The organism is Shinella sp. 1A1 (assembly GCF_055379515.1).
In genome coordinates, this window is record NZ_AP039671.1 from 1,545,453 (window position 1) to 1,561,443 (window position 15,991).

The following is a 15,991-nucleotide window of genomic DNA, read 5'->3' on the forward strand; positions in this document are numbered from 1 at the left end:
CGTCTGCCTTAAGATTCGTTGAATCCCGGGACCTTGCCAAGACAACCTCACGATGCAGCCTTCGTCACCTTCACCAGATCGCCGGGGCGGTCGCGGCGGAGCAAGTTGACGCGCCAAGCAAAGCTGCTAAAAAGCCGCATCGCTCGAGGGGCGGCAATGCCTTTCATCAACGGAAGAGTGGCCGAGCGGTTTAAGGCACCGGTCTTGAAAACCGGCGTAGGCGAGAGTCTACCGTGGGTTCGAATCCCACCTCTTCCGCCATCCTTCCATTCTCATCAAGATCAGCGGGCGTGGTCCGTCATTTCGGGCGGGATCAGGGATCCGTCGTCCTGCCGTGCTGTCGGTTGTTCCGTTTCGATGAGGAGCACGCTGACGACGAGGGCCGCGAGGGCGCCGAGGAGGAAGAGGAAGAGCAGGCCTGACTTGTCCATGACCCGACTGTAACGCGCAATGCGATGAAAAATGGGCCACAGGCGCGGGTGATGCCGGATTTCGCGAGGCAATACGAAATCCGGCATCCCGGCAATGTCAGGCGGCCGCCTTCTTCTTTCGCAGGGAAAGGAAGGTCAGGGCTCCGGCGGCAAGTCCGTAGAGGCCCCATTTGAACGGCAGGATGTCAGCCGTCTCGCTGCGGATCGGCAGGACGGTGACGGTGCCAGGCGAGGATTCGTAGCCGGCTTTGCCTTCCGCCTTGGCGGCGGCGATCTGTTCGGGCGAGACGACCCATTCGGCACCCTTCCATGTGTCATAGGCCATGACGCCGCCACCGACGACGATGGCTGCAAGGGCGGAGGCGATCAGGTTTCTGGTATTCGACATCTTTGATTTTCCTGCTGATTCCGTCGGCCGCAAGATAGGCAGGGGGCCTGGGGGAGACAAGCGGGCGGGCGGGTTGGCCGGTGGACAAGCGCTTCGGCCCAGGGCATGGCTCACCCGCCGGAGGCCGGCATCGCGCCCGCCGTGCCGCGATGGCACAGGACGTAAAACGCCATATAACTTTTCCCGACTTGTTGCGGACGCATTGTGGCCCTAGAGTTTAACGGCACCGGAAAGCGATACTGCCGGCTCGGTGCCAAGCAAGGGGAGGCCGCAATGGACGTGCTTCGAGACCCCACGCATATCGGCATGTTTGAACCGCAGGACCTCGATATCCTGAAAGGCGTATTCACCCGCCTGACCGCCTCGGGCAGCCTTCGCCTCGACGAGGCCGGGGCGCGTTCCCTGGCACGCTCGATCATCACGCTCTATCGTCATGGCGTGCGCGATCCCGATCGGCTTTTCGATGTCCTCCAGGTCGAGGCGACCTGACGAAATGCAGAGCCGGCGCTCGCCAGGTCCGGCGGGCGCCTTAACCATGCATAAACCATAACTTATCAATCTTCGCGCCCATTGCGGCGTTCATTCGCAATTTCGCCATCTTACTGGCATGATTAACACACTGTTATTTACTGAATGGCATTGACGGCCGACTTGCAGGGGCAAGGCAGTTGGCTGACACACTGTCGGGGACAATAGCGGCGTGGGACATAATAACTTGAAGAAGAGTGCGAACCGTCTTGGCCAAGGCCTTCGGTTCATCGCAATTCCGCTGGTCTGCGCAGGCCTTGCCGCCTGTGCGACGACGGCTCAAGCTCCCAAGAAGAAGGTCCGCAGCAAGGAATTCTTCTCCGAATCCGAATACGGCGTGAAGGCGAGCCCCCGTATCGTCGAGGATGGCCAGCCCGTGCCGAAGGGCGGCGGGCGCTACCAGCTCGGCAAGGCCTATCAGGTCCGCGGCAAGTGGTATCAGCCGAAGGAAGAGATGGGCTACAGCAAGACCGGTCTTGCTTCCTGGTACGGTTCGGCCTTCCACGGCCGCAAGACGGCGAACGGCGAGGTCTACGACCGCTACCACCTTTCCGCCGCCCATCCGACATTCCCGCTGCCGAGCTATGCCCGCGTCACCAATCTCGAAAACGGCACGTCGGTCATCGTGCGCGTCAACGACCGCGGCCCGTTCCACGAAAACCGCCTGATCGACGTCTCGTCCAAGACGGCCGACCTCCTCGACATGAAGCGCACCGGCACGGCCAAGGTGCGCGTGCAATATGTCGGCAAGGCGCCGCTCGAGGGCAACGACATGCCCTATCTCATGGCCTCCTACGTGCAGAAGGGATCGCGCATTCCGGCGGTCGATCCGGGCGGCCAGATCGCGACCGGCGTCATGGTGGCTTCCGCCGATACGCGTGCGATGCCTTCGACAGGCGAAGATACGTTCTCCATGCCGGAGCAGAGCGCGATGACGGCGCTCAACAAGACCGCGCCGCAGGCCATTCCGTTCCAGGTCATGGAGCAGGAATTCGTGCTCCTGCCCGAAATCGGCCCGGTGCCGATCGAGCGGCCGGATTTCGTTCCGCAGCTTTCCGGCGGCAGCTACGCGGCCGCCTATGCGGATGAGCGGGTGCGGGATGCCTCCGGCGCCTTCGACGCCATCCTCACGCTCGACGGCCAGTTGACGCCGCTTTCCGCGCTCGCCGACAACGCGGGTTGAGGATAGGGCGTGACGGGCGGCGTGGCGCCTTCTTCCCGCAAAGCCGTTTGCGCAACGCGTCCGGCTGTGGGAGTGTGACGGCACCCGGAGTCGCCATGCATCGCCGCCTTTCTGCTTGCTTCATTCTCTTCCTGTCCCTGCTGACGGTTGCGCACGCCCAGTCCCCGGCGCCGCAGGCGCAGGCCGGCTTCGACGTCAAGGCAAGACAGGTCTACATGATCGAGGCGGAGACCGGCACGGTGCTTTTCGCCCGGGCGGAAGACGAGGTCGTTCCTGCGGCCTCCCTTGCCAAGCTCATGACCATGGCGAGCGTCTTCAAGGCGCTGTCGGCCGGCGAGATCACGCTCGATACGCAATATCCTGTCACGGAACATGCCTGGCGGACCGGCGGCGCGCCGTCGCGCACCTCCACCATGTTCGCGGCGCTGAAATCCAGCGTGCGCGTCGAGGATCTCGTGCGCGGCGTCACCGTCCAGTTCGCGAACGATGCCTGCATCATTCTGGGCGAGGGCATTGCGGGTTCGGAAACCGCCTTCGTCGAGCGGATGAATACGGAGGCGAGGGCGCTCGGGCTGGAAAAATCCGCCTTCGCCAATGCCACCGGCCTGCCGGATCCCGGCAACAAGGTGACGATGCGCGAGATGGTGCTGCTCGCCCGGCATCTCGAAACGGCCTATCCGGCCTATATGCATTACTATCTCGAACCGGAATTCGAGTGGAACAAGATCAAGCAGCGCAACCGCAATCCTCTCCTGGCGCTCAATATCGGCGTGACCGGCTTCGTCACCGGCTTTTCGGAGGAGGGCGGCTATTCCATCGTCGCCGCCGTCAACCGTGACGGCAAGCACCTGCTGCTGGCGATGGGCGGCATGGAAAGCGACAAGGTGCGCACGGAGGAATCCCGCCGCATCATCGAATGGGCGCTGGCGACCTTCGAGCGGCGCACGCTGTTCAAGGAGGGCGAGACGATCGCCGATGCGAGCGTCTATGGCGGCAGCGCCTCGACCGTGCCGCTCGTCGCGGGCGACGAGGTCGACGTGTTCCTGCCCAAGGATAATTCTCAGCGGCTCGTCGCCCGCGTCGTCTATAACTGGCCGGTGCGCGCGCCGGTGGAGCCCGGACAGGACGTCGGCACGCTGAAAATCTGGAACGACAAGCAGCTCCTGCGCGAGGTGCCGGTGAAGACCGCCGGGACGGTGACCGTCGGCACCTTGCGCTCGCGCGCGCTGGATGCGCTGATCGAACTGTTCTTCTTCTGGATTTGACGGGGCGGGGCAGGGTGAAAAGCGTTTCGTCCGCCGGAAACATGGGTTAGTAGTGGTCCGACTCGCCTCCGCCTCACCGGAAAATGTCAAATGGCCGCCGCGGCGGCCGCTGGAACGGAACTAGGATTTGTCTGCCGCACCCGGTTTGTTTGTCACGTTCGAAGGCGGCGAAGGCGCCGGAAAGTCGACGCAGATACGGCTTCTGGCGAATGCCTTGCGCGAGCGCGGGCTGACCGTGCTCATGACGCGCGAGCCCGGCGGCTCGAAGGGCGCGGAGGCGGTGCGCCACGTGCTGCTGTCCGGCGCGGCCGAACCCTACGGCATCCGCATGGAGGCGATCCTCTTCGCCGCGGCGCGCAGCGACCATGTCGAGCAGGTCATCCGCCCGGCGCTTGCTGCGGGCACCGTCGTCCTCTGCGACCGCTTCATGGACTCCTCCCGCGTCTACCAGGGCATAACCGGCAATCTGGAGCAATCCTTCGTCGAGACGCTCGAGCGGGTGGCGATCAACGGCGTCGTGCCGGACTGCACGATCATCTTCGATCTTCCCGCCTCCATCGGCCTCGAACGTGCCCGCAAGCGCGCCGCCGGGCCGGACGAGCAGCCCGACCGCTTCGAGAAGGAAGAGCTGGAGACCCACGAGAAGCGCCGCGAGGCCTTCCTCGACATCGCCGAGCGCGAGCCGCTGCGCTGCCGCGTGGTCGATGCCACCAAGGCGCAGGAGACGATTGCCGCGGAAGTGCTCGCCATCGTCGAGCCGCTGCTGCCGATCAATGCGCATGGCCATCCGGAGCATGTCTCGTGAGCGAGGAGCGTCCCGGCATCCTCGATGGCGCGGTGCATCCCGCCGAGCAGACGAAGCTCTTCGGCCATGCCGAGGCGGCGGCGTTCCTGGCGCGCTCCTATCGCTCCGGCAAGGGCCATCACGCGATCCTCATCGAGGGGCAGGAGGGCATCGGCAAGGCGACGCTCGCCTTCCGCTTCGCCAACCATGTGCTGCACCATCCGGAACCGGCGGACGCGCCCGAAACGATGGCCGACCCGTCGCCTGCGTCGCCCATCACCCGCCAGCTCGCCGCCGGCGCCTCGCACAATCTGCTGCATCTTACCCGCCCGGTCGATGAGAAGACCGGCAAGGTGAAATCCGCCATCACCGTCGACGAGGTGCGCAAGGCCGGAAAGTTCCTGGCGCAGACGTCCGGCACGGGCAACTGGCGCATCGTCATTATCGACCCGGCGGACGACCTCAACCGCAACGCTGCCAACGCCATCCTGAAGATCCTCGAAGAGCCGCCGAAGCGTTCGCTCTTCCTCGTCCTGACCCACGCGCCCGGCAAGCTGCTGCCGACCATCCGCTCGCGCTGCCTGCCGCTGTCGCTGTCTCCGCTGTCGGAGAGCGATCTCGCCGCCGCACTGGAAAGCCTCGGCGCGGCGCCGTCCGGCGCTCGGGCAGGGGAGGTGCTGTCCGCCGCCCACGGCAGCGTCTCCGAAGCGCTGAAGCTCGTGAACTACGGCGGCTTCGACATCGTGGAAGCCTTCCGCGCCATCGTCGCGGCGCCGGGCGAGCCGCCACGCCGCGACGTGCACAGGCTCGCCGACGTGCTGTCGGCCAAGGACAGCGACACGGTCTTCTCCTTCTTCTGCCAGCACGTCTCGGACTTCGTCACAGATGCGGCCCGCAGCGCGGCGCTTTCCGGCGACATCGCCCGCGCCGACCGGCTTGCCCACCTTTCCTCGCAGCTCGGCGAGCGCATCACCATCGCGCAGGCCTACAATCTCGATCGCAAGCAGACGATCATCACCGTCCTCGACGACATCCGCGCCGCGCTCTAGTTCAAAGCGGAAACTTGCTGTTTCCCTCTGCGTCCGCATGGTCTAATACCTTGCGGCATTGCACAACCGAAGACAGAACGCACCCCAGATGACCGACACGTCCCGCTTCTACATCACCACCGCCATTTCCTATCCGAACGGCAAGCCGCATATCGGCCATGCCTATGAGCTGATCGCGACGGATGCCATGGCGCGCTACCAGCGGCTCGACGGGCGCGACGTCTTCTTCCTGACGGGCACGGACGAGCACGGCCAGAAGATGCAGCAGACGGCGCGCAAGGAAGGCATTTCGCCGCGCGAGCTGGCGGATAGGAATTCAAAAGAATTCAAGGATATGGCCGTTCTTCTTAATGCGTCTAACGATGATTTCATCCGCACGACCGAAGAGCGCCACTACGAGGCCTGCGCCGAGATTTGGCGCCGCATGGCCGCCAATGGCGATATCTACAAGGGCGGTTATGCCGGCTGGTATTCCGTTCGCGACGAAGCCTATTACCAGGAAAACGAGACCGAGAAGCGCGACGACGGTGTTCGCTACGGCCCGCAGGGCACGCCCGTCGAATGGGTGGAGGAGGAGAGCTACTTCTTCCGCCTTTCCGCCTATCAGGAAAAGCTCCTGAAGCACTACGAGGACAACCCGGATTTCATCGGCCCGGCCGAGCGCCGCAACGAGGTGATCTCCTTCGTCAAGTCCGGCCTCAAGGACCTCTCCGTCTCGCGCACGACCTTCGACTGGGGCATTCCGGTTCCGGACGACCCGGCGCATGTCATGTATGTGTGGGTCGACGCGTTGACAAACTACATTACCGCAACCGGCTATCTCACTGATCCGCAAGGCGATCGTGCGAAATACTGGCCGGCGAACATCCACATCATCGGCAAGGATATCATCCGCTTCCATGCCGTCTACTGGCCGGCCTTCCTGATGTCCGCCGGCCTGCCGCTGCCCGGACGCGTCTTCGCCCACGGCTTCCTGCTCAACAAGGGCGAGAAGATGTCGAAGTCGCTCGGCAACGTGGTCGATCCGGTCAATCTGGTGAACCATTTCGGCCTCGACCAGATCCGCTATTTCTTCCTGCGCGAGGTCTCCTTCGGCCAGGACGGCAGCTATAGCGAGGAGGGGATCGCGACGCGCATCAACTCCGACCTCGCCAACGGCATCGGCAACCTTGCAAGCCGCTCGCTGTCGATGATCGTCAAGAACTGCGACGGCAAGGTGCCGGAATGCGGGGAGCTGTCCGAGGCGGACCGGGCGATGCTCGCCTCCGTCGACGCGCTGCACGCCGTCACCCGCGAGGAGATGGGCAAGCAGCAGATTCACAGGGCGCTGGCCGCGATCATCGCCGTCGTCTCGGAAGCCGACCGCTATTTCGCCGGCGAGGCGCCCTGGGCGCTGAAGAAGACCGACCCCGTCCGCATGGGCACCGTGCTCTATGTGACGGCGGAAGTCGTGCGCCAGATCGCGATCCTGCTGCAGCCCTTCATGCCGAAGTCCGGCCGCAAGCTGCTCGACCTCGTCGCCGCGCCCGTCGACAAGCGCGACTTCGCGGCGCTCGGCGAGGCCGGCCGTCTCGTCAGCGGCACGCCGCTGGAAGCGCCGACGCCGGTCTTCCCGCGCTACGTCGCCCCAGAGGCGTGAGACCGAGATGCTGATCGACACCCACTGCCATCTGGATTTTCCCGACTTCGAGGCGGAGCGCGACGATATCGTCGCGCGGGCGCACGCGGCCGGCGTGAAGCAAATGATCACGATCTCGACCCGGGTGCGCAAATTCCCGACGATCTTGGCGATCGCCGAAAAGTATCCGTCGGTCTTCTGCTCGGTGGGCACGCATCCGCACAATGCGGACGAGGAGCTGGACATTCCTGTTTCGGAGCTGGTCGAGCTGTCGAACCATCCGCGCGTGGTGGCGATCGGCGAGGCGGGGCTCGATTACTATTACGACAATGCGCCGCGCGATGCACAGGCCATCGGCCTGCGCAATCATATCGCAGCCGCCCGGCAAACGGGCCTGCCGCTCGTCATCCACAGCCGCTCGGCCGACGAGGACATGGCGGCGATCCTGACCGAGGAAACGGGGAAGGGGGCCTTCCCCTTCCTGCTGCATTGCTTCTCCTCCGGCGCCGAGCTGGCGCGCGTCGGTGTCGAGCTTGGCGGCTACGTTTCCTTCTCCGGCATCCTGACCTTCCCGAAATCGGAAGAGCTGCGCGAGATCGCCAGGACCGTGCCGCTGGAGCGCATGCTGGTGGAAACGGACGCGCCCTATCTCGCGCCAAAGCCGTTCCGCGGCAAGCGCAACGAGCCGGCCTATACGGCCCACACGGCGGCGGTACTGGCCGATACAGTCGGTGTCAGCACGGAAGAGATCGCCCGCATCACCACGGAAAACGCCTTCCGCATCTTCTCGAAGATGCCGCGGGTGTAGCCGTGGCCTATATGCGTCGCTTCACCATTCTCGGCTGCGGCTCGTCTCCCGGCGTGCCGCGCATCACCGGTGACTGGGGCGCCTGCGATCCCGCCAATCCGAAGAACCGCCGCACCCGCGCCGCTTTCCTCGTCGAGCAGATCGGCCCGGAGGGCAAGACGACCGTCGTCATCGACACGGGGCCGGATTTCCGCACGCAGATGATTTCGGCCGGCGTCGAGAGCATCGACGCCGTGCTCTATACCCACGCCCATGCCGACCATATCCACGGTATCGACGATATTCGCGGCTTCGTGCTGCAAAATCACCGGCAGGTGCCGATCTGGGCCGATGTCGAGACGATGGACCGCATCCGAGAAGGCTTCGGTTATTGCCTCAGGACGCCGCTCGGCAGCATGTATCCGCCCATCGTTACGGAGAACCTGATCGACCCGATGGATGCGCCGGTGACCATCGAAGGGGCAGGGGGCGCGATCACGTTTCAGCCCCTCCTCCAGGTGCATGGCTCGATCCATTCGCTCGGCTTCCGCATCGGCGATGTCGCCTATTGCAGCGACATCAGCGACTTTCCGGACGAGACTCTACCGCATCTTGCCGGTCTCGACATGCTGGTGATCGACGCGCTGCAATACCGCTTCCATTCGAGCCACCTGTCCATCGGCCAGGCGCTGGAATGGATCGAGCGGCTGAAGCCGGCCCGGGCGATCCTGACGCATATGCATGTGCCGCTCGATTACGACACGGTTCAAAAGGAAACGCCGGCCCATGTGGAGCCGGCGTATGATGGCCTCAGCTTCGAGGTCTCGCTTTCCGACGATCAGGCGAAATAGGGTGCCAGATTCTTGCGGATGCGGTCGAGGACCGTGGCGCCGGAAAGGTCGGGCATGAAGGTCTTTCCGGTAATCTGTTCAAAGGCTTGGATGTAAACCTTCGAGGTCTGCTCGACGAGTTCGCGCGGGATTTCCGGGATCGGGTCCTTGTACGGGTCGCAGCGTTCGGTGACCCAGGTGCGCACGAAATCCTTGTCGAAGCTGGCCGGCCGGCCGCCCTTGGCGAAGCTTTCCTCGTAGCTGTCGGCGATCCAGTAGCGGCTCGAATCCGGTGTGTGGATCTCGTCTGCCAGAACGATGCGGCCGTCCTTGTCCGTGCCGAATTCGTATTTCGTATCGACGAGGATCAGGCCGCGCTCGGCCGCGCGGGCCTGTCCGCGCGCGAAGAGCGAAAGCGCATAGCGCGAGACGGTTTCCCATTGTTCGGCCGTCAGCAGGCCCTGGGCAAGGATTTCCTCGCCGGAAAGCGGCTCGTCGTGGCCCCCGTCGAAGGCCTTGCTGGTGGGCGTGATGATCGGCTGGGGAAGCTTTTCGTTGTCCCTGAGGCCGTCCGGCAGCGTGATGCCGTACATCTGGCGCTCGCCCTTGCGGTATTTCGTCAGGATCGACGTGCTGGTGGTGCCGGCGAGATAGCCGCGCACGACGACCTCGACCGGCAGGATGTCGAGCCGCGTGCCGATGACGACATTCGGATCCGGATAGGCCAGGACATGGTTCGGGCAGATATCGGCGGTTTCCTCGAACCAGTAGCGCGCCGTCTGTGTCAGCACCTGGCCCTTGAAGGGAATGGATGTCAGGATGACGTCGAAGGCGCTGAGCCGGTCCGTCGCGATGATGATGCGGCTGCCGTCCGGCAGGTCGTAGTTCTCGCGAACCTTGCCCTTGTAGCGGTTCGGCAGTTCCGGGATATGGGCGTCGGAGAGAATGCGCAAATCGCTCATCGTGGCAGGGCTTTCGCTGTTGGTTCCGTCTGCCGTTTCGCTTAAGGCCGGGAAAGCATTCCGGTCAAGGCGAAAACCGGGTTTCCAGCGCTTTCGGGGTATTCAGGCGTATCTTTTAGTTCCATAACCTATCTTATGCGACTTTTATATGGGGCTAGGTGGGCAAGGACGAAGCGCCCTGCATGCCGGCATTTTCGGCGCTATGAGCTTTACCGCCCTCCGCTTTGACGAACCTGTTCTTCCGATGCACCTCGCCTGCGGCGGCGCTCTGGAGTACCATCCGCGCTGTCGCTTTGCCTTGCCGGAGAACGGGACAATGTACATCGACGCCTATCTGATACCGGTCGCCATCGACAAGCTTGCTGCCTACGAGGCTTTCTCGCGGAAGGTCGCCGACGTCTATCGGGAATACGGCGCGACTCGCATCGTCGATTTCCGGCTCGATCCAGAGACGCCCGGCGGCGAGGAATTCCATGCGGATGGCGCGCGGGATGCGCTTGCCGCTGCCGGCCCCTTGCGGGACTTCATCCTCGCCGCCGATGCACGGCCCGGCGAAACGGTCATTCTCGCCTGGACCGAATGGCCCAGCAAGGACGCCCGCGATAGCGGATTGCGAAAGGCACTGGCAGATTCCCGCATCCAGCCGGAGCCCGGTGAAGGCCTGGTCTTCGAAGGCCGCCGTCTCGTGGCCGGAAGCTTCGCGCCGCTTCGGGAGATGTTATCGCCATGAAGCTCTCTGCCGCCATGTTCCTCGGTCTATCATTGCCCATGCTCACGGCTTCCCCCGCATGGGCGGAAGAGCCGATCGACACGGTGCAAAGCATCATCCAGAGCCAGATCGCGGCGTTCCTGAACCACGATGCGAAGAGCGCCTATGCCTTCGCCTCACCCTCCGTCCGCGACCGGTTTCCGACCGAGGACGCCTTCTTCGACATGGTGAAGAAGAACTATGCGCCGGTCTTCCGGCCGGGCCATGTCGCCTTCGGCCGCTCGAAGGTGCAGGGCGATACGGTGGTGCAGGAAGTGCTGATTTCGGGGCCGGGCGGCAAGGACTGGACGGCCTTCTACCAACTCGTGAAGCAGCCCGACGGCAGCTACAAGATCAACGGCGTGCACATGGTGCATGCGGCGCCGGGGCCTGAAATCTAGACCTGCGTCTCAGAGAGGGGCGAGATCGCCCCTCGCCCAGTTCTCCTGGGTTTCCGCCATGAAATCGGCGAAACGCCCCTCCTCTATCGCCTTGCGAATGCCGGCCATAAGGTCCTGATAATAGGAAAGATTGTTCCAGGTCAGCAGCATGCCGCCGAGCGACTCGTTGGCGCGGATGAGGTGGTGCAGATAGGCGCGCGAATAGTCGCGGGCGGCCGGGCAGCTCGATTCCTCGTCCAGCGGGCGCATGTCCTCGGCGTGGCGGGCGTTTCGCAGGTTGATGCGGCCGCGGCGGGTGAAGGCAAGGCCGTGGCGGCCCGAACGGGTCGGCATCACGCAGTCGAACATGTCGATGCCGCGGGCGACGGATTTCAGCATGTCGTCCGGCGTGCCGACGCCCATCAGGTAGCGCGGCTTCTCGAAGGGCATGTGCGGGACGGTCGTGTCGATCATGTCGAGCATGACCTCCTGCGGCTCGCCCACGGCAAGGCCGCCGATGGCGTAGCCCTTGAGGTTCAGCTCGGCCAGCGCCTGCGCGGACCGCACGCGCAGATGCGGGATGTCGCCGCCCTGCACGATGCCGAACATCGCCTTGCCCGGCTGGTCGCCGAAGGCCACCTTGCAGCGCTCGGCCCAGCGCAGCGACATTTCCATGGCGCGCTCGATTTCCTTCGGCGATGCCGGCAGCGCCACGCATTCGTCGAGCTGCATCTGGATATCGCTGTCGAGCAGGCCCTGGATTTCGATGGAGCGCTCCGGCGACATGTGGTGCAGCGCGCCGTCGACATGGCTCTTGAAGGTGACGCCCTGCTCGTCGAGCTTGCGCAGGCCCGAGAGCGACATAACCTGGAAGCCGCCAGAATCGGTGAGGATCGGGTGCGGCCAGCGGATCAGCTCGTGCAGGCCGCCGAGCCGCGCGACGCGCTCCGGGCCGGGCCGCAGCATCAGGTGATAGGTGTTGCCGAGGATGATGTCGGCGCCGAGTTCGCGCACCTGGTCGAGATACATCGCCTTGACCGTGCCCACCGTGCCGACGGGCATGAAGGCCGGCGTGCGGATGGTGCCGCGCGGCATGGAGACCTCGCCGCGGCGGGCCTTGCCATCGGTGGCGAGAAGTTTGAACTGGAAGGTCTCGGTCATCGGTCGTCCCGAAAAAGCAGGCTGGAGTCGCCGTAGGAATAGAAGCGGTAGCCGGTCGAAATCGCATGGCCATAGGCACCACGCATCGTCTCCAGGCCGGAAAAGGCCGAAACGAGCATGAAGAGCGTCGACTTCGGCAGGTGGAAATTGGTCATCAGGATATCGGCCGTGCGGAAGCGGTAGCCGGGCGTGATGAAGATACCCGTCGCGCCGGACCAGGGCCTGATTGTGCCGTCTTCGCCGGCAGCGCTTTCGAGGAGGCGCAGCGATGTCGTGCCGACGGAGACGATGCGCCCGCCCCTCGCCCGGACTGCATTGAGGGCGGCGGCGGTCTCTTCCGAGACATAGCCGATCTCCTCGTGCATGACATGGTCCGTCGTATCGTCCGCCTTGACCGGCAGGAAGGTCCCGGCGCCGACATGCAGCGTCACGAAATGCCGCTCCACGCCGAGCGCGTCGAGCTTTTCGAAGAGGGTGTCGGTGAAGTGCAGCCCGGCCGTGGGCGCGGCGACGGCGCCCTCCTCCCTGGCATAGATCGTCTGGTAATCCTTGCGGTCCGCTTCGTCGTCGGCGCGCCTGGAGGCGATATAGGGCGGCAGCGGGATATGGCCGACCGTGGCGATGGCGCGGTCGAGCTCAGGACCCGATGCGTCGAAATGCAGGGTGACCTCGCCGCCCTCGCCTTTCTCCTCGACGGTTGCCGACAGGTTCTCCGCCGCGCCGAAGGTGATGCGGTCGCCAAGCTTGATGCGCTTGCCCGGCTTGGCGAAGGCCTTCCAGCGGTCGCCGGCAATGCGCATGTGCAGCGTCGCGGAGACCTTCTGGCCGCCCGCCCCTGCCCGGTGGCGGGTGCCTTCGAGCTGGGCGGGAATGACGCGCGTATCGTTGAAGACCAGCGCATCGCCCGGGCGCAGCAGCGACGGCAGGTCGCCGATGGTGCGGTCCTCATAGGGCATGTCGGCGCCGGGCCGCACGACGAGCAGCCTTGCCGCTTCGCGCGGGGTCACCGGGCGAAGCGCGATGTTCTCCTCCGGCAGGTCGAAATCGAAAAGGTCGACGCGCATGGCGGGCCTCAGAGGAAGCGGATCATCAGCGCCCCGGCGACAAGCAGGAGGGCGCCGGCGATGCGGCCGACGGAGATTTCACGAACGGCCATGCCGAGGAAGCCGATACGGTCGAGCAGGATGCCCGCGAGAAGCTGGCCGGAGACGGCGAAGGCCATGACGGCGGCCGCGCCGATGCGCGGCGTCAGGTAGATCGCGGTGGTGACATAGACGGTGCCAAGCGCGCCGCCGGCGACATAGAGCCAGAGGTCCGGCCCGCGCCAGTCGGGCGCCCGCCCCTCGAAGGAGGTGGTGGCGAGCATCACGATGCCGAGGATGATCGCCCCGGAGAGAAACGAGACGCAGGCTGCCGCGACCGGCATGCTGAGACCGCGTCCGAGCAGGGCGTTGACGGGAGCCTGGATTGCGATGCACGCGCCGGCCGCAATGCCGAGCAGCGCCCAGAGGAAAGCGGTCATATCGACTTGTCTCTTGAAAAGCGCACAAAGAAAAACCGCGCCCGCCGGGGCGAGCGCGGTCGAAAACGACGGCTTTCTATCAGGCTGCCACGTCGGCGGCAACCTTCATGGAGACGATCGAGTCGGGATCGCGCACCGGCTCGCCGCGCTTGATCTTGTCGATGTTTTCCATGCCTTCGATGACTTGGCCCCAGACGGAATACTGCTTGTTCAGCCAGGGCGCGTCCGTGAAGCAGATGAAGAACTGCGAGTTGGCGGAGTTCGGCATCTGGCTGCGCGCCATGGAGCAGGTGCCGCGCACATGGCTCATGTTGGAGAATTCGGCCTTGAGGTCCGGCTTTTCCGAGCCGCCCATGCCGGCGCGGGCCGGGTTGAAGTCGGCGCCGCCCTGCTTGCCGAACTTCACGTCGCCCGTCTGGGCCATGAAGTCCTCGATCACGCGGTGGAAGACGACGCCGTCATAGGCGCCTTCGCGCGCCAGTTCCTTGACGCGTGCGACGTGGCCCGGTGCGAGATCCGGAAGAAGCTGGATGACCACCTTTCCCTTCGTGGTCTCCATGATGATGGTGTTTTCCGGATCCTTGATCTCGGCCATAGTCTTTCTCCTTCTAAAGCCTGTTGCGCAGAAGTGGGGCGCCGCATCGCGATTGCAACATGCGGCCAGTCATAAAGTGGCTTACTTGCCGACGGTGACCTTGATCATCCGGTCGGGGTCGGTCACCGAACCGTTATTGGCATCGTCGCCGCGCTTGATCTTGTCGACGTTCTCCATGCCCGAAACCACCTTGCCGACGACCGTGTACTGGCCGTTGAGGAAGTCGCCCGGCGCGAACATGATGAAGAACTGGGAATTCGCCGAGTTCGGGTCCTGAGCGCGGGCCATGCCGACCGTGCCGCGCTCGAAGGGAATGTCTGAGAATTCGGCCGGAAGGTCCGGCAGGCTGGAGCCGCCCGTGCCGGCCGCCTGCGGCTGGTAGCCGTTCTCCATGTCGCCATACTGCACGTCGCCGGTCTGCGCCATGAAGCCCTCGATCACGCGGTGGAAGGCGACATTGTCGTATTCGCCGCCGGCGGCGAGCGCCTTGATGCGCTCGGCATGCTTCGGCGCCTTGTCGTTCAGCTCGATGACGACCGGGCCATCCTTGAGCTGGATCGTGATGAAATCGGCGGCCTGGGCAACGAAGGCGCCGGTTGCGGTCGCAAGGAACAGGGCTCCTGCAAAGGCGTGACGGAGGATGTTCATGATAGCTCCCTTGAGGGGTTCAGGATGATTGTACTCAGCCCTTTCGAAGGGCTTTGAGGGCCGCAAGGACGGGCGCCGGAACGAAGGCGCCGACATCGCCGCCCATGGCCGCGATCTGGCGGACCAATGTGGCGGTAATGGGCCGCGAGGCAACGCCCGCCGGCAGAAAGATCGTCTGCACATCGGGCGCCAATTGCCGGTTCATGCCGGCCATCTGCATCTCGTAATCGAGGTCCGTCCCGTCGCGCAGGCCCCGGATGAGGAGATGCGCCTTGTGGGTGCGCGCGGCATCCACGACCAGGTTAGCGAAGGAGACGACGCTGACGTCCCCTGCCCGCTCCGGCAAGGCCTCGGCGATGGACTGGCGGATGAGGTCGGCGCGCTCCTCGAACGAGAAGAGCGGTACCTTGCCGGGATGGATGCCGATGGCGACGATGACCCTCGGCGCCACGTTCAGCGCCTGGACCAGCACGTCGATGTGGCCGTTGGTGATCGGATCGAAGGAGCCAGGGTAGAAGGCGACTGTCATCGGCGGGGTTCCGTTTGCCGCCTTTTGTCACGGACCGCCTCTTTCCGCAAGGTCGCGGCACGCGCTGTCCCCTGTTGAAGAACATGAACCGCGCATGAACGGGCCGTTCAAGACCATTTCAGGCGCCGCATGTCTAAATGACAGCATAGGGGGCGGGAACAATATGCGCGGTGGCGCATTTTACCGGCCGAACCCAACGGAACAAGTAACGCGTTTCCTTAGGCTGGAAGGAACACGAAAATGGCACTCGCTCTACTTTGCATGACCATGTTCATCGCGCTGACCGCAGCAACGATCCATGCGCTGCGGGAAGAGGATCGCCCGGCAGCGCCCAAGGTCGCCGGCCGCGGCAAGTGGCTGCGCTGAGGCGTTTCCCATGGCCGCGATCAGCATCCTTTCCATTGTCTTCATCAGCACGGTCTTCACGATGGACTTTGCCCGCACGATTTTTGAGATCAAGCGTGAGCGCGCAGTCCTGAAGGCCGTCCGGCTGAGAACGAAAGCAGGCGGCTTCGGCGTCTGAGAGCGCCCCCTTGCCGCCGTCAAAGCGGGCAGTCTTCCCTCCGGGCTGCCCGCTCCAAAT

At 64.3% G+C, this 15,991-nt stretch carries 21 protein-coding genes and 1 tRNA gene; 13 read left to right on the forward strand and 9 right to left on the reverse strand.

Annotated features, from left to right (window positions below; genetic code table 11):
* Window positions 1-171: 171 nt before the first annotated feature.
* Window positions 172-261 (forward strand) — tRNA-Ser (locus ACZ48C_RS07825).
* A 20-nt stretch (window positions 262-281) separates the two neighbouring features.
* Here ACZ48C_RS07825 and ACZ48C_RS07830 read toward each other — a convergent pair.
* Together ACZ48C_RS07830 and ACZ48C_RS07835 are read right to left on the reverse strand one after the other, a co-directional pair.
* Window positions 282-431: a hypothetical protein gene (locus tag ACZ48C_RS07830; RefSeq protein WP_318911964.1), complete on the reverse strand. Its 150-nt coding sequence runs from the start codon at window positions 429-431 to the stop codon at window positions 282-284.
* Between the two features lie 97 nt (window positions 432-528).
* Window positions 529-819 (reverse strand): hypothetical protein, encoded by a 291-nt coding sequence (locus ACZ48C_RS07835; protein WP_318911962.1) that lies wholly within the window; start codon window positions 817-819, stop codon window positions 529-531.
* 273 nt (window positions 820-1,092) lie between these two features.
* On the opposite strand from ACZ48C_RS07835, the gene ACZ48C_RS07840 reads away from it, so the two are divergent.
* The 8 genes from ACZ48C_RS07840 (at window position 1,093) to ACZ48C_RS07875 (ending at window position 8,884) form a co-directional block, all read left to right on the forward strand.
* Complete coding sequence (locus ACZ48C_RS07840; RefSeq protein WP_119256330.1) at window positions 1,093-1,308, forward strand: hypothetical protein; 216 nt, start codon at window positions 1,093-1,095, stop codon at window positions 1,306-1,308.
* Window positions 1,309-1,534: 226 nt separating this feature from the next.
* Window positions 1,535-2,530, forward strand: coding sequence for a septal ring lytic transglycosylase RlpA family protein (locus ACZ48C_RS07845; protein WP_464782660.1), 996 nt, complete (start codon window positions 1,535-1,537; stop codon window positions 2,528-2,530).
* Between the two features lie 95 nt (window positions 2,531-2,625).
* Window positions 2,626-3,795 carry a D-alanyl-D-alanine carboxypeptidase family protein gene (locus tag ACZ48C_RS07850; protein ID WP_464782661.1) on the forward strand — a complete coding sequence of 390 codons (1,170 nt, stop codon included), beginning with the start codon at window positions 2,626-2,628 and terminating at the stop codon, window positions 3,793-3,795.
* Window positions 3,796-3,922: 127 nt separating this feature from the next.
* Window positions 3,923-4,600 carry a dTMP kinase gene (gene tmk, locus ACZ48C_RS07855; protein WP_464782662.1) on the forward strand — a complete coding sequence of 226 codons (678 nt, stop codon included), beginning with the start codon at window positions 3,923-3,925 and terminating at the stop codon, window positions 4,598-4,600.
* Window positions 4,597-5,628 (forward strand): DNA polymerase III subunit delta', encoded by a 1,032-nt coding sequence (locus ACZ48C_RS07860; protein WP_464782663.1) that lies wholly within the window; start codon window positions 4,597-4,599, stop codon window positions 5,626-5,628. Before tmk ends, ACZ48C_RS07860 begins: the two co-directional genes overlap by 4 nt.
* A gap of 88 nt (window positions 5,629-5,716) precedes the next feature.
* Window positions 5,717-7,267 (forward strand): methionine--tRNA ligase, encoded by a 1,551-nt coding sequence (gene metG, locus ACZ48C_RS07865; RefSeq protein WP_313194922.1) that lies wholly within the window; start codon window positions 5,717-5,719, stop codon window positions 7,265-7,267.
* A 7-nt stretch (window positions 7,268-7,274) separates the two neighbouring features.
* On the forward strand, window positions 7,275-8,054 hold the full coding sequence (locus tag ACZ48C_RS07870; protein ID WP_318911953.1) for a TatD family hydrolase: 780 nt from the start codon (window positions 7,275-7,277) through the stop codon (window positions 8,052-8,054).
* Between the two features lie 11 nt (window positions 8,055-8,065).
* Complete coding sequence (locus ACZ48C_RS07875) at window positions 8,066-8,884, forward strand: MBL fold metallo-hydrolase (protein WP_464782789.1); 819 nt, start codon at window positions 8,066-8,068, stop codon at window positions 8,882-8,884.
* Here ACZ48C_RS07875 and ACZ48C_RS07880 read toward each other — a convergent pair.
* Window positions 8,872-9,816 carry a phosphoribosylaminoimidazolesuccinocarboxamide synthase gene (locus tag ACZ48C_RS07880; RefSeq protein WP_464782790.1) on the reverse strand — a complete coding sequence of 315 codons (945 nt, stop codon included), beginning with the start codon at window positions 9,814-9,816 and terminating at the stop codon, window positions 8,872-8,874. The genes ACZ48C_RS07875 and ACZ48C_RS07880 overlap by 13 nt on opposite strands.
* Before the next feature lie 211 nt (window positions 9,817-10,027).
* On the opposite strand from ACZ48C_RS07880, the gene ACZ48C_RS07885 reads away from it, so the two are divergent.
* Both ACZ48C_RS07885 and ACZ48C_RS07890 read left to right on the forward strand, forming a co-directional pair.
* Window positions 10,028-10,555 carry a DUF1428 domain-containing protein gene (locus ACZ48C_RS07885; protein ID WP_464782664.1) on the forward strand — a complete coding sequence of 176 codons (528 nt, stop codon included), beginning with the start codon at window positions 10,028-10,030 and terminating at the stop codon, window positions 10,553-10,555.
* Window positions 10,552-10,974, forward strand: a complete 423-nt coding sequence (locus ACZ48C_RS07890; RefSeq protein ID WP_464782665.1) for a DUF4864 domain-containing protein — start codon at window positions 10,552-10,554, stop codon at window positions 10,972-10,974. The genes ACZ48C_RS07885 and ACZ48C_RS07890 overlap by 4 nt, the downstream gene beginning before the upstream one ends.
* 9 nt (window positions 10,975-10,983) lie before the next feature.
* Here ACZ48C_RS07890 and tgt read toward each other — a convergent pair whose 3' ends face one another.
* From tgt to coaD, 6 genes are all read right to left on the reverse strand, one after another.
* Window positions 10,984-12,114 (reverse strand): tRNA guanosine(34) transglycosylase Tgt, encoded by a 1,131-nt coding sequence (tgt, locus tag ACZ48C_RS07895; RefSeq protein WP_454635424.1) that lies wholly within the window; start codon window positions 12,112-12,114, stop codon window positions 10,984-10,986.
* Window positions 12,111-13,178: a tRNA preQ1(34) S-adenosylmethionine ribosyltransferase-isomerase QueA gene (gene queA, locus ACZ48C_RS07900; RefSeq protein ID WP_464782666.1), complete on the reverse strand. Its 1,068-nt coding sequence runs from the start codon at window positions 13,176-13,178 to the stop codon at window positions 12,111-12,113. The genes tgt and queA overlap by 4 nt, the downstream gene beginning before the upstream one ends.
* Before the next feature lie 8 nt (window positions 13,179-13,186).
* Window positions 13,187-13,636 carry a DMT family transporter gene (locus tag ACZ48C_RS07905; protein WP_464782667.1) on the reverse strand — a complete coding sequence of 150 codons (450 nt, stop codon included), beginning with the start codon at window positions 13,634-13,636 and terminating at the stop codon, window positions 13,187-13,189.
* A 79-nt stretch (window positions 13,637-13,715) separates the two neighbouring features.
* On the reverse strand, window positions 13,716-14,231 hold the full coding sequence (locus ACZ48C_RS07910) for a peptidylprolyl isomerase (protein WP_119256343.1): 516 nt from the start codon (window positions 14,229-14,231) through the stop codon (window positions 13,716-13,718).
* Window positions 14,232-14,312: 81 nt separating this feature from the next.
* Complete coding sequence (locus ACZ48C_RS07915; protein ID WP_119256344.1) at window positions 14,313-14,879, reverse strand: peptidylprolyl isomerase; 567 nt, start codon at window positions 14,877-14,879, stop codon at window positions 14,313-14,315.
* A 34-nt stretch (window positions 14,880-14,913) separates the two neighbouring features.
* A complete protein-coding gene (gene coaD / locus ACZ48C_RS07920; RefSeq protein ID WP_464782668.1) occupies window positions 14,914-15,408 on the reverse strand; it encodes a pantetheine-phosphate adenylyltransferase in 495 nt (164 codons plus the stop codon).
* A gap of 240 nt (window positions 15,409-15,648) precedes the next feature.
* On the opposite strand from coaD, the gene ACZ48C_RS07925 reads away from it, so the two are divergent.
* Both ACZ48C_RS07925 and ACZ48C_RS07930 read left to right on the forward strand, forming a co-directional pair.
* Window positions 15,649-15,774 (forward strand): hypothetical protein, encoded by a 126-nt coding sequence (locus ACZ48C_RS07925; protein ID WP_281048098.1) that lies wholly within the window; start codon window positions 15,649-15,651, stop codon window positions 15,772-15,774.
* A 10-nt stretch (window positions 15,775-15,784) separates the two neighbouring features.
* Window positions 15,785-15,931 (forward strand): hypothetical protein, encoded by a 147-nt coding sequence (locus tag ACZ48C_RS07930; protein WP_464782669.1) that lies wholly within the window; start codon window positions 15,785-15,787, stop codon window positions 15,929-15,931.
* Window positions 15,932-15,991: the final 60 nt, after the last annotated feature.

What these genes read in the sequence shown, in the direction of transcription:
- ACZ48C_RS07830 (WP_318911964.1), bottom strand. Translation starts at nt 431, where the DNA reads ATGGACAAGTCAGGCCTGCTCTTCCTCTTCCTCCTCGGCGCCCTCGCG.
- ACZ48C_RS07835 (WP_318911962.1), bottom strand. Translation starts at nt 819, where the DNA reads ATGTCGAATACCAGAAACCTGATCGCCTCCGCCCTTGCAGCCATCGTC.
- ACZ48C_RS07840 (WP_119256330.1), top strand. Translation starts at nt 1,093, where the DNA reads ATGGACGTGCTTCGAGACCCCACGCATATCGGCATGTTTGAACCGCAG.
- ACZ48C_RS07850 (WP_464782661.1), top strand. Translation starts at nt 2,626, where the DNA reads ATGCATCGCCGCCTTTCTGCTTGCTTCATTCTCTTCCTGTCCCTGCTG.
- metG (WP_313194922.1), top strand. Translation starts at nt 5,717, where the DNA reads ATGACCGACACGTCCCGCTTCTACATCACCACCGCCATTTCCTATCCG.
- ACZ48C_RS07870 (WP_318911953.1), top strand. Translation starts at nt 7,275, where the DNA reads ATGCTGATCGACACCCACTGCCATCTGGATTTTCCCGACTTCGAGGCG.
- ACZ48C_RS07875 (WP_464782789.1), top strand. Translation starts at nt 8,066, where the DNA reads ATGCGTCGCTTCACCATTCTCGGCTGCGGCTCGTCTCCCGGCGTGCCG.
- ACZ48C_RS07885 (WP_464782664.1), top strand. Translation starts at nt 10,028, where the DNA reads ATGAGCTTTACCGCCCTCCGCTTTGACGAACCTGTTCTTCCGATGCAC.
- ACZ48C_RS07890 (WP_464782665.1), top strand. Translation starts at nt 10,552, where the DNA reads ATGAAGCTCTCTGCCGCCATGTTCCTCGGTCTATCATTGCCCATGCTC.
- tgt (WP_454635424.1), bottom strand. Translation starts at nt 12,114, where the DNA reads ATGACCGAGACCTTCCAGTTCAAACTTCTCGCCACCGATGGCAAGGCC.
- queA (WP_464782666.1), bottom strand. Translation starts at nt 13,178, where the DNA reads ATGCGCGTCGACCTTTTCGATTTCGACCTGCCGGAGGAGAACATCGCG.
- ACZ48C_RS07905 (WP_464782667.1), bottom strand. Translation starts at nt 13,636, where the DNA reads ATGACCGCTTTCCTCTGGGCGCTGCTCGGCATTGCGGCCGGCGCGTGC.
- ACZ48C_RS07910 (WP_119256343.1), bottom strand. Translation starts at nt 14,231, where the DNA reads ATGGCCGAGATCAAGGATCCGGAAAACACCATCATCATGGAGACCACG.
- ACZ48C_RS07915 (WP_119256344.1), bottom strand. Translation starts at nt 14,879, where the DNA reads ATGAACATCCTCCGTCACGCCTTTGCAGGAGCCCTGTTCCTTGCGACC.
- coaD (WP_464782668.1), bottom strand. Translation starts at nt 15,408, where the DNA reads ATGACAGTCGCCTTCTACCCTGGCTCCTTCGATCCGATCACCAACGGC.
- ACZ48C_RS07925 (WP_281048098.1), top strand. Translation starts at nt 15,649, where the DNA reads ATGGCACTCGCTCTACTTTGCATGACCATGTTCATCGCGCTGACCGCA.
- ACZ48C_RS07930 (WP_464782669.1), top strand. Translation starts at nt 15,785, where the DNA reads ATGGCCGCGATCAGCATCCTTTCCATTGTCTTCATCAGCACGGTCTTC.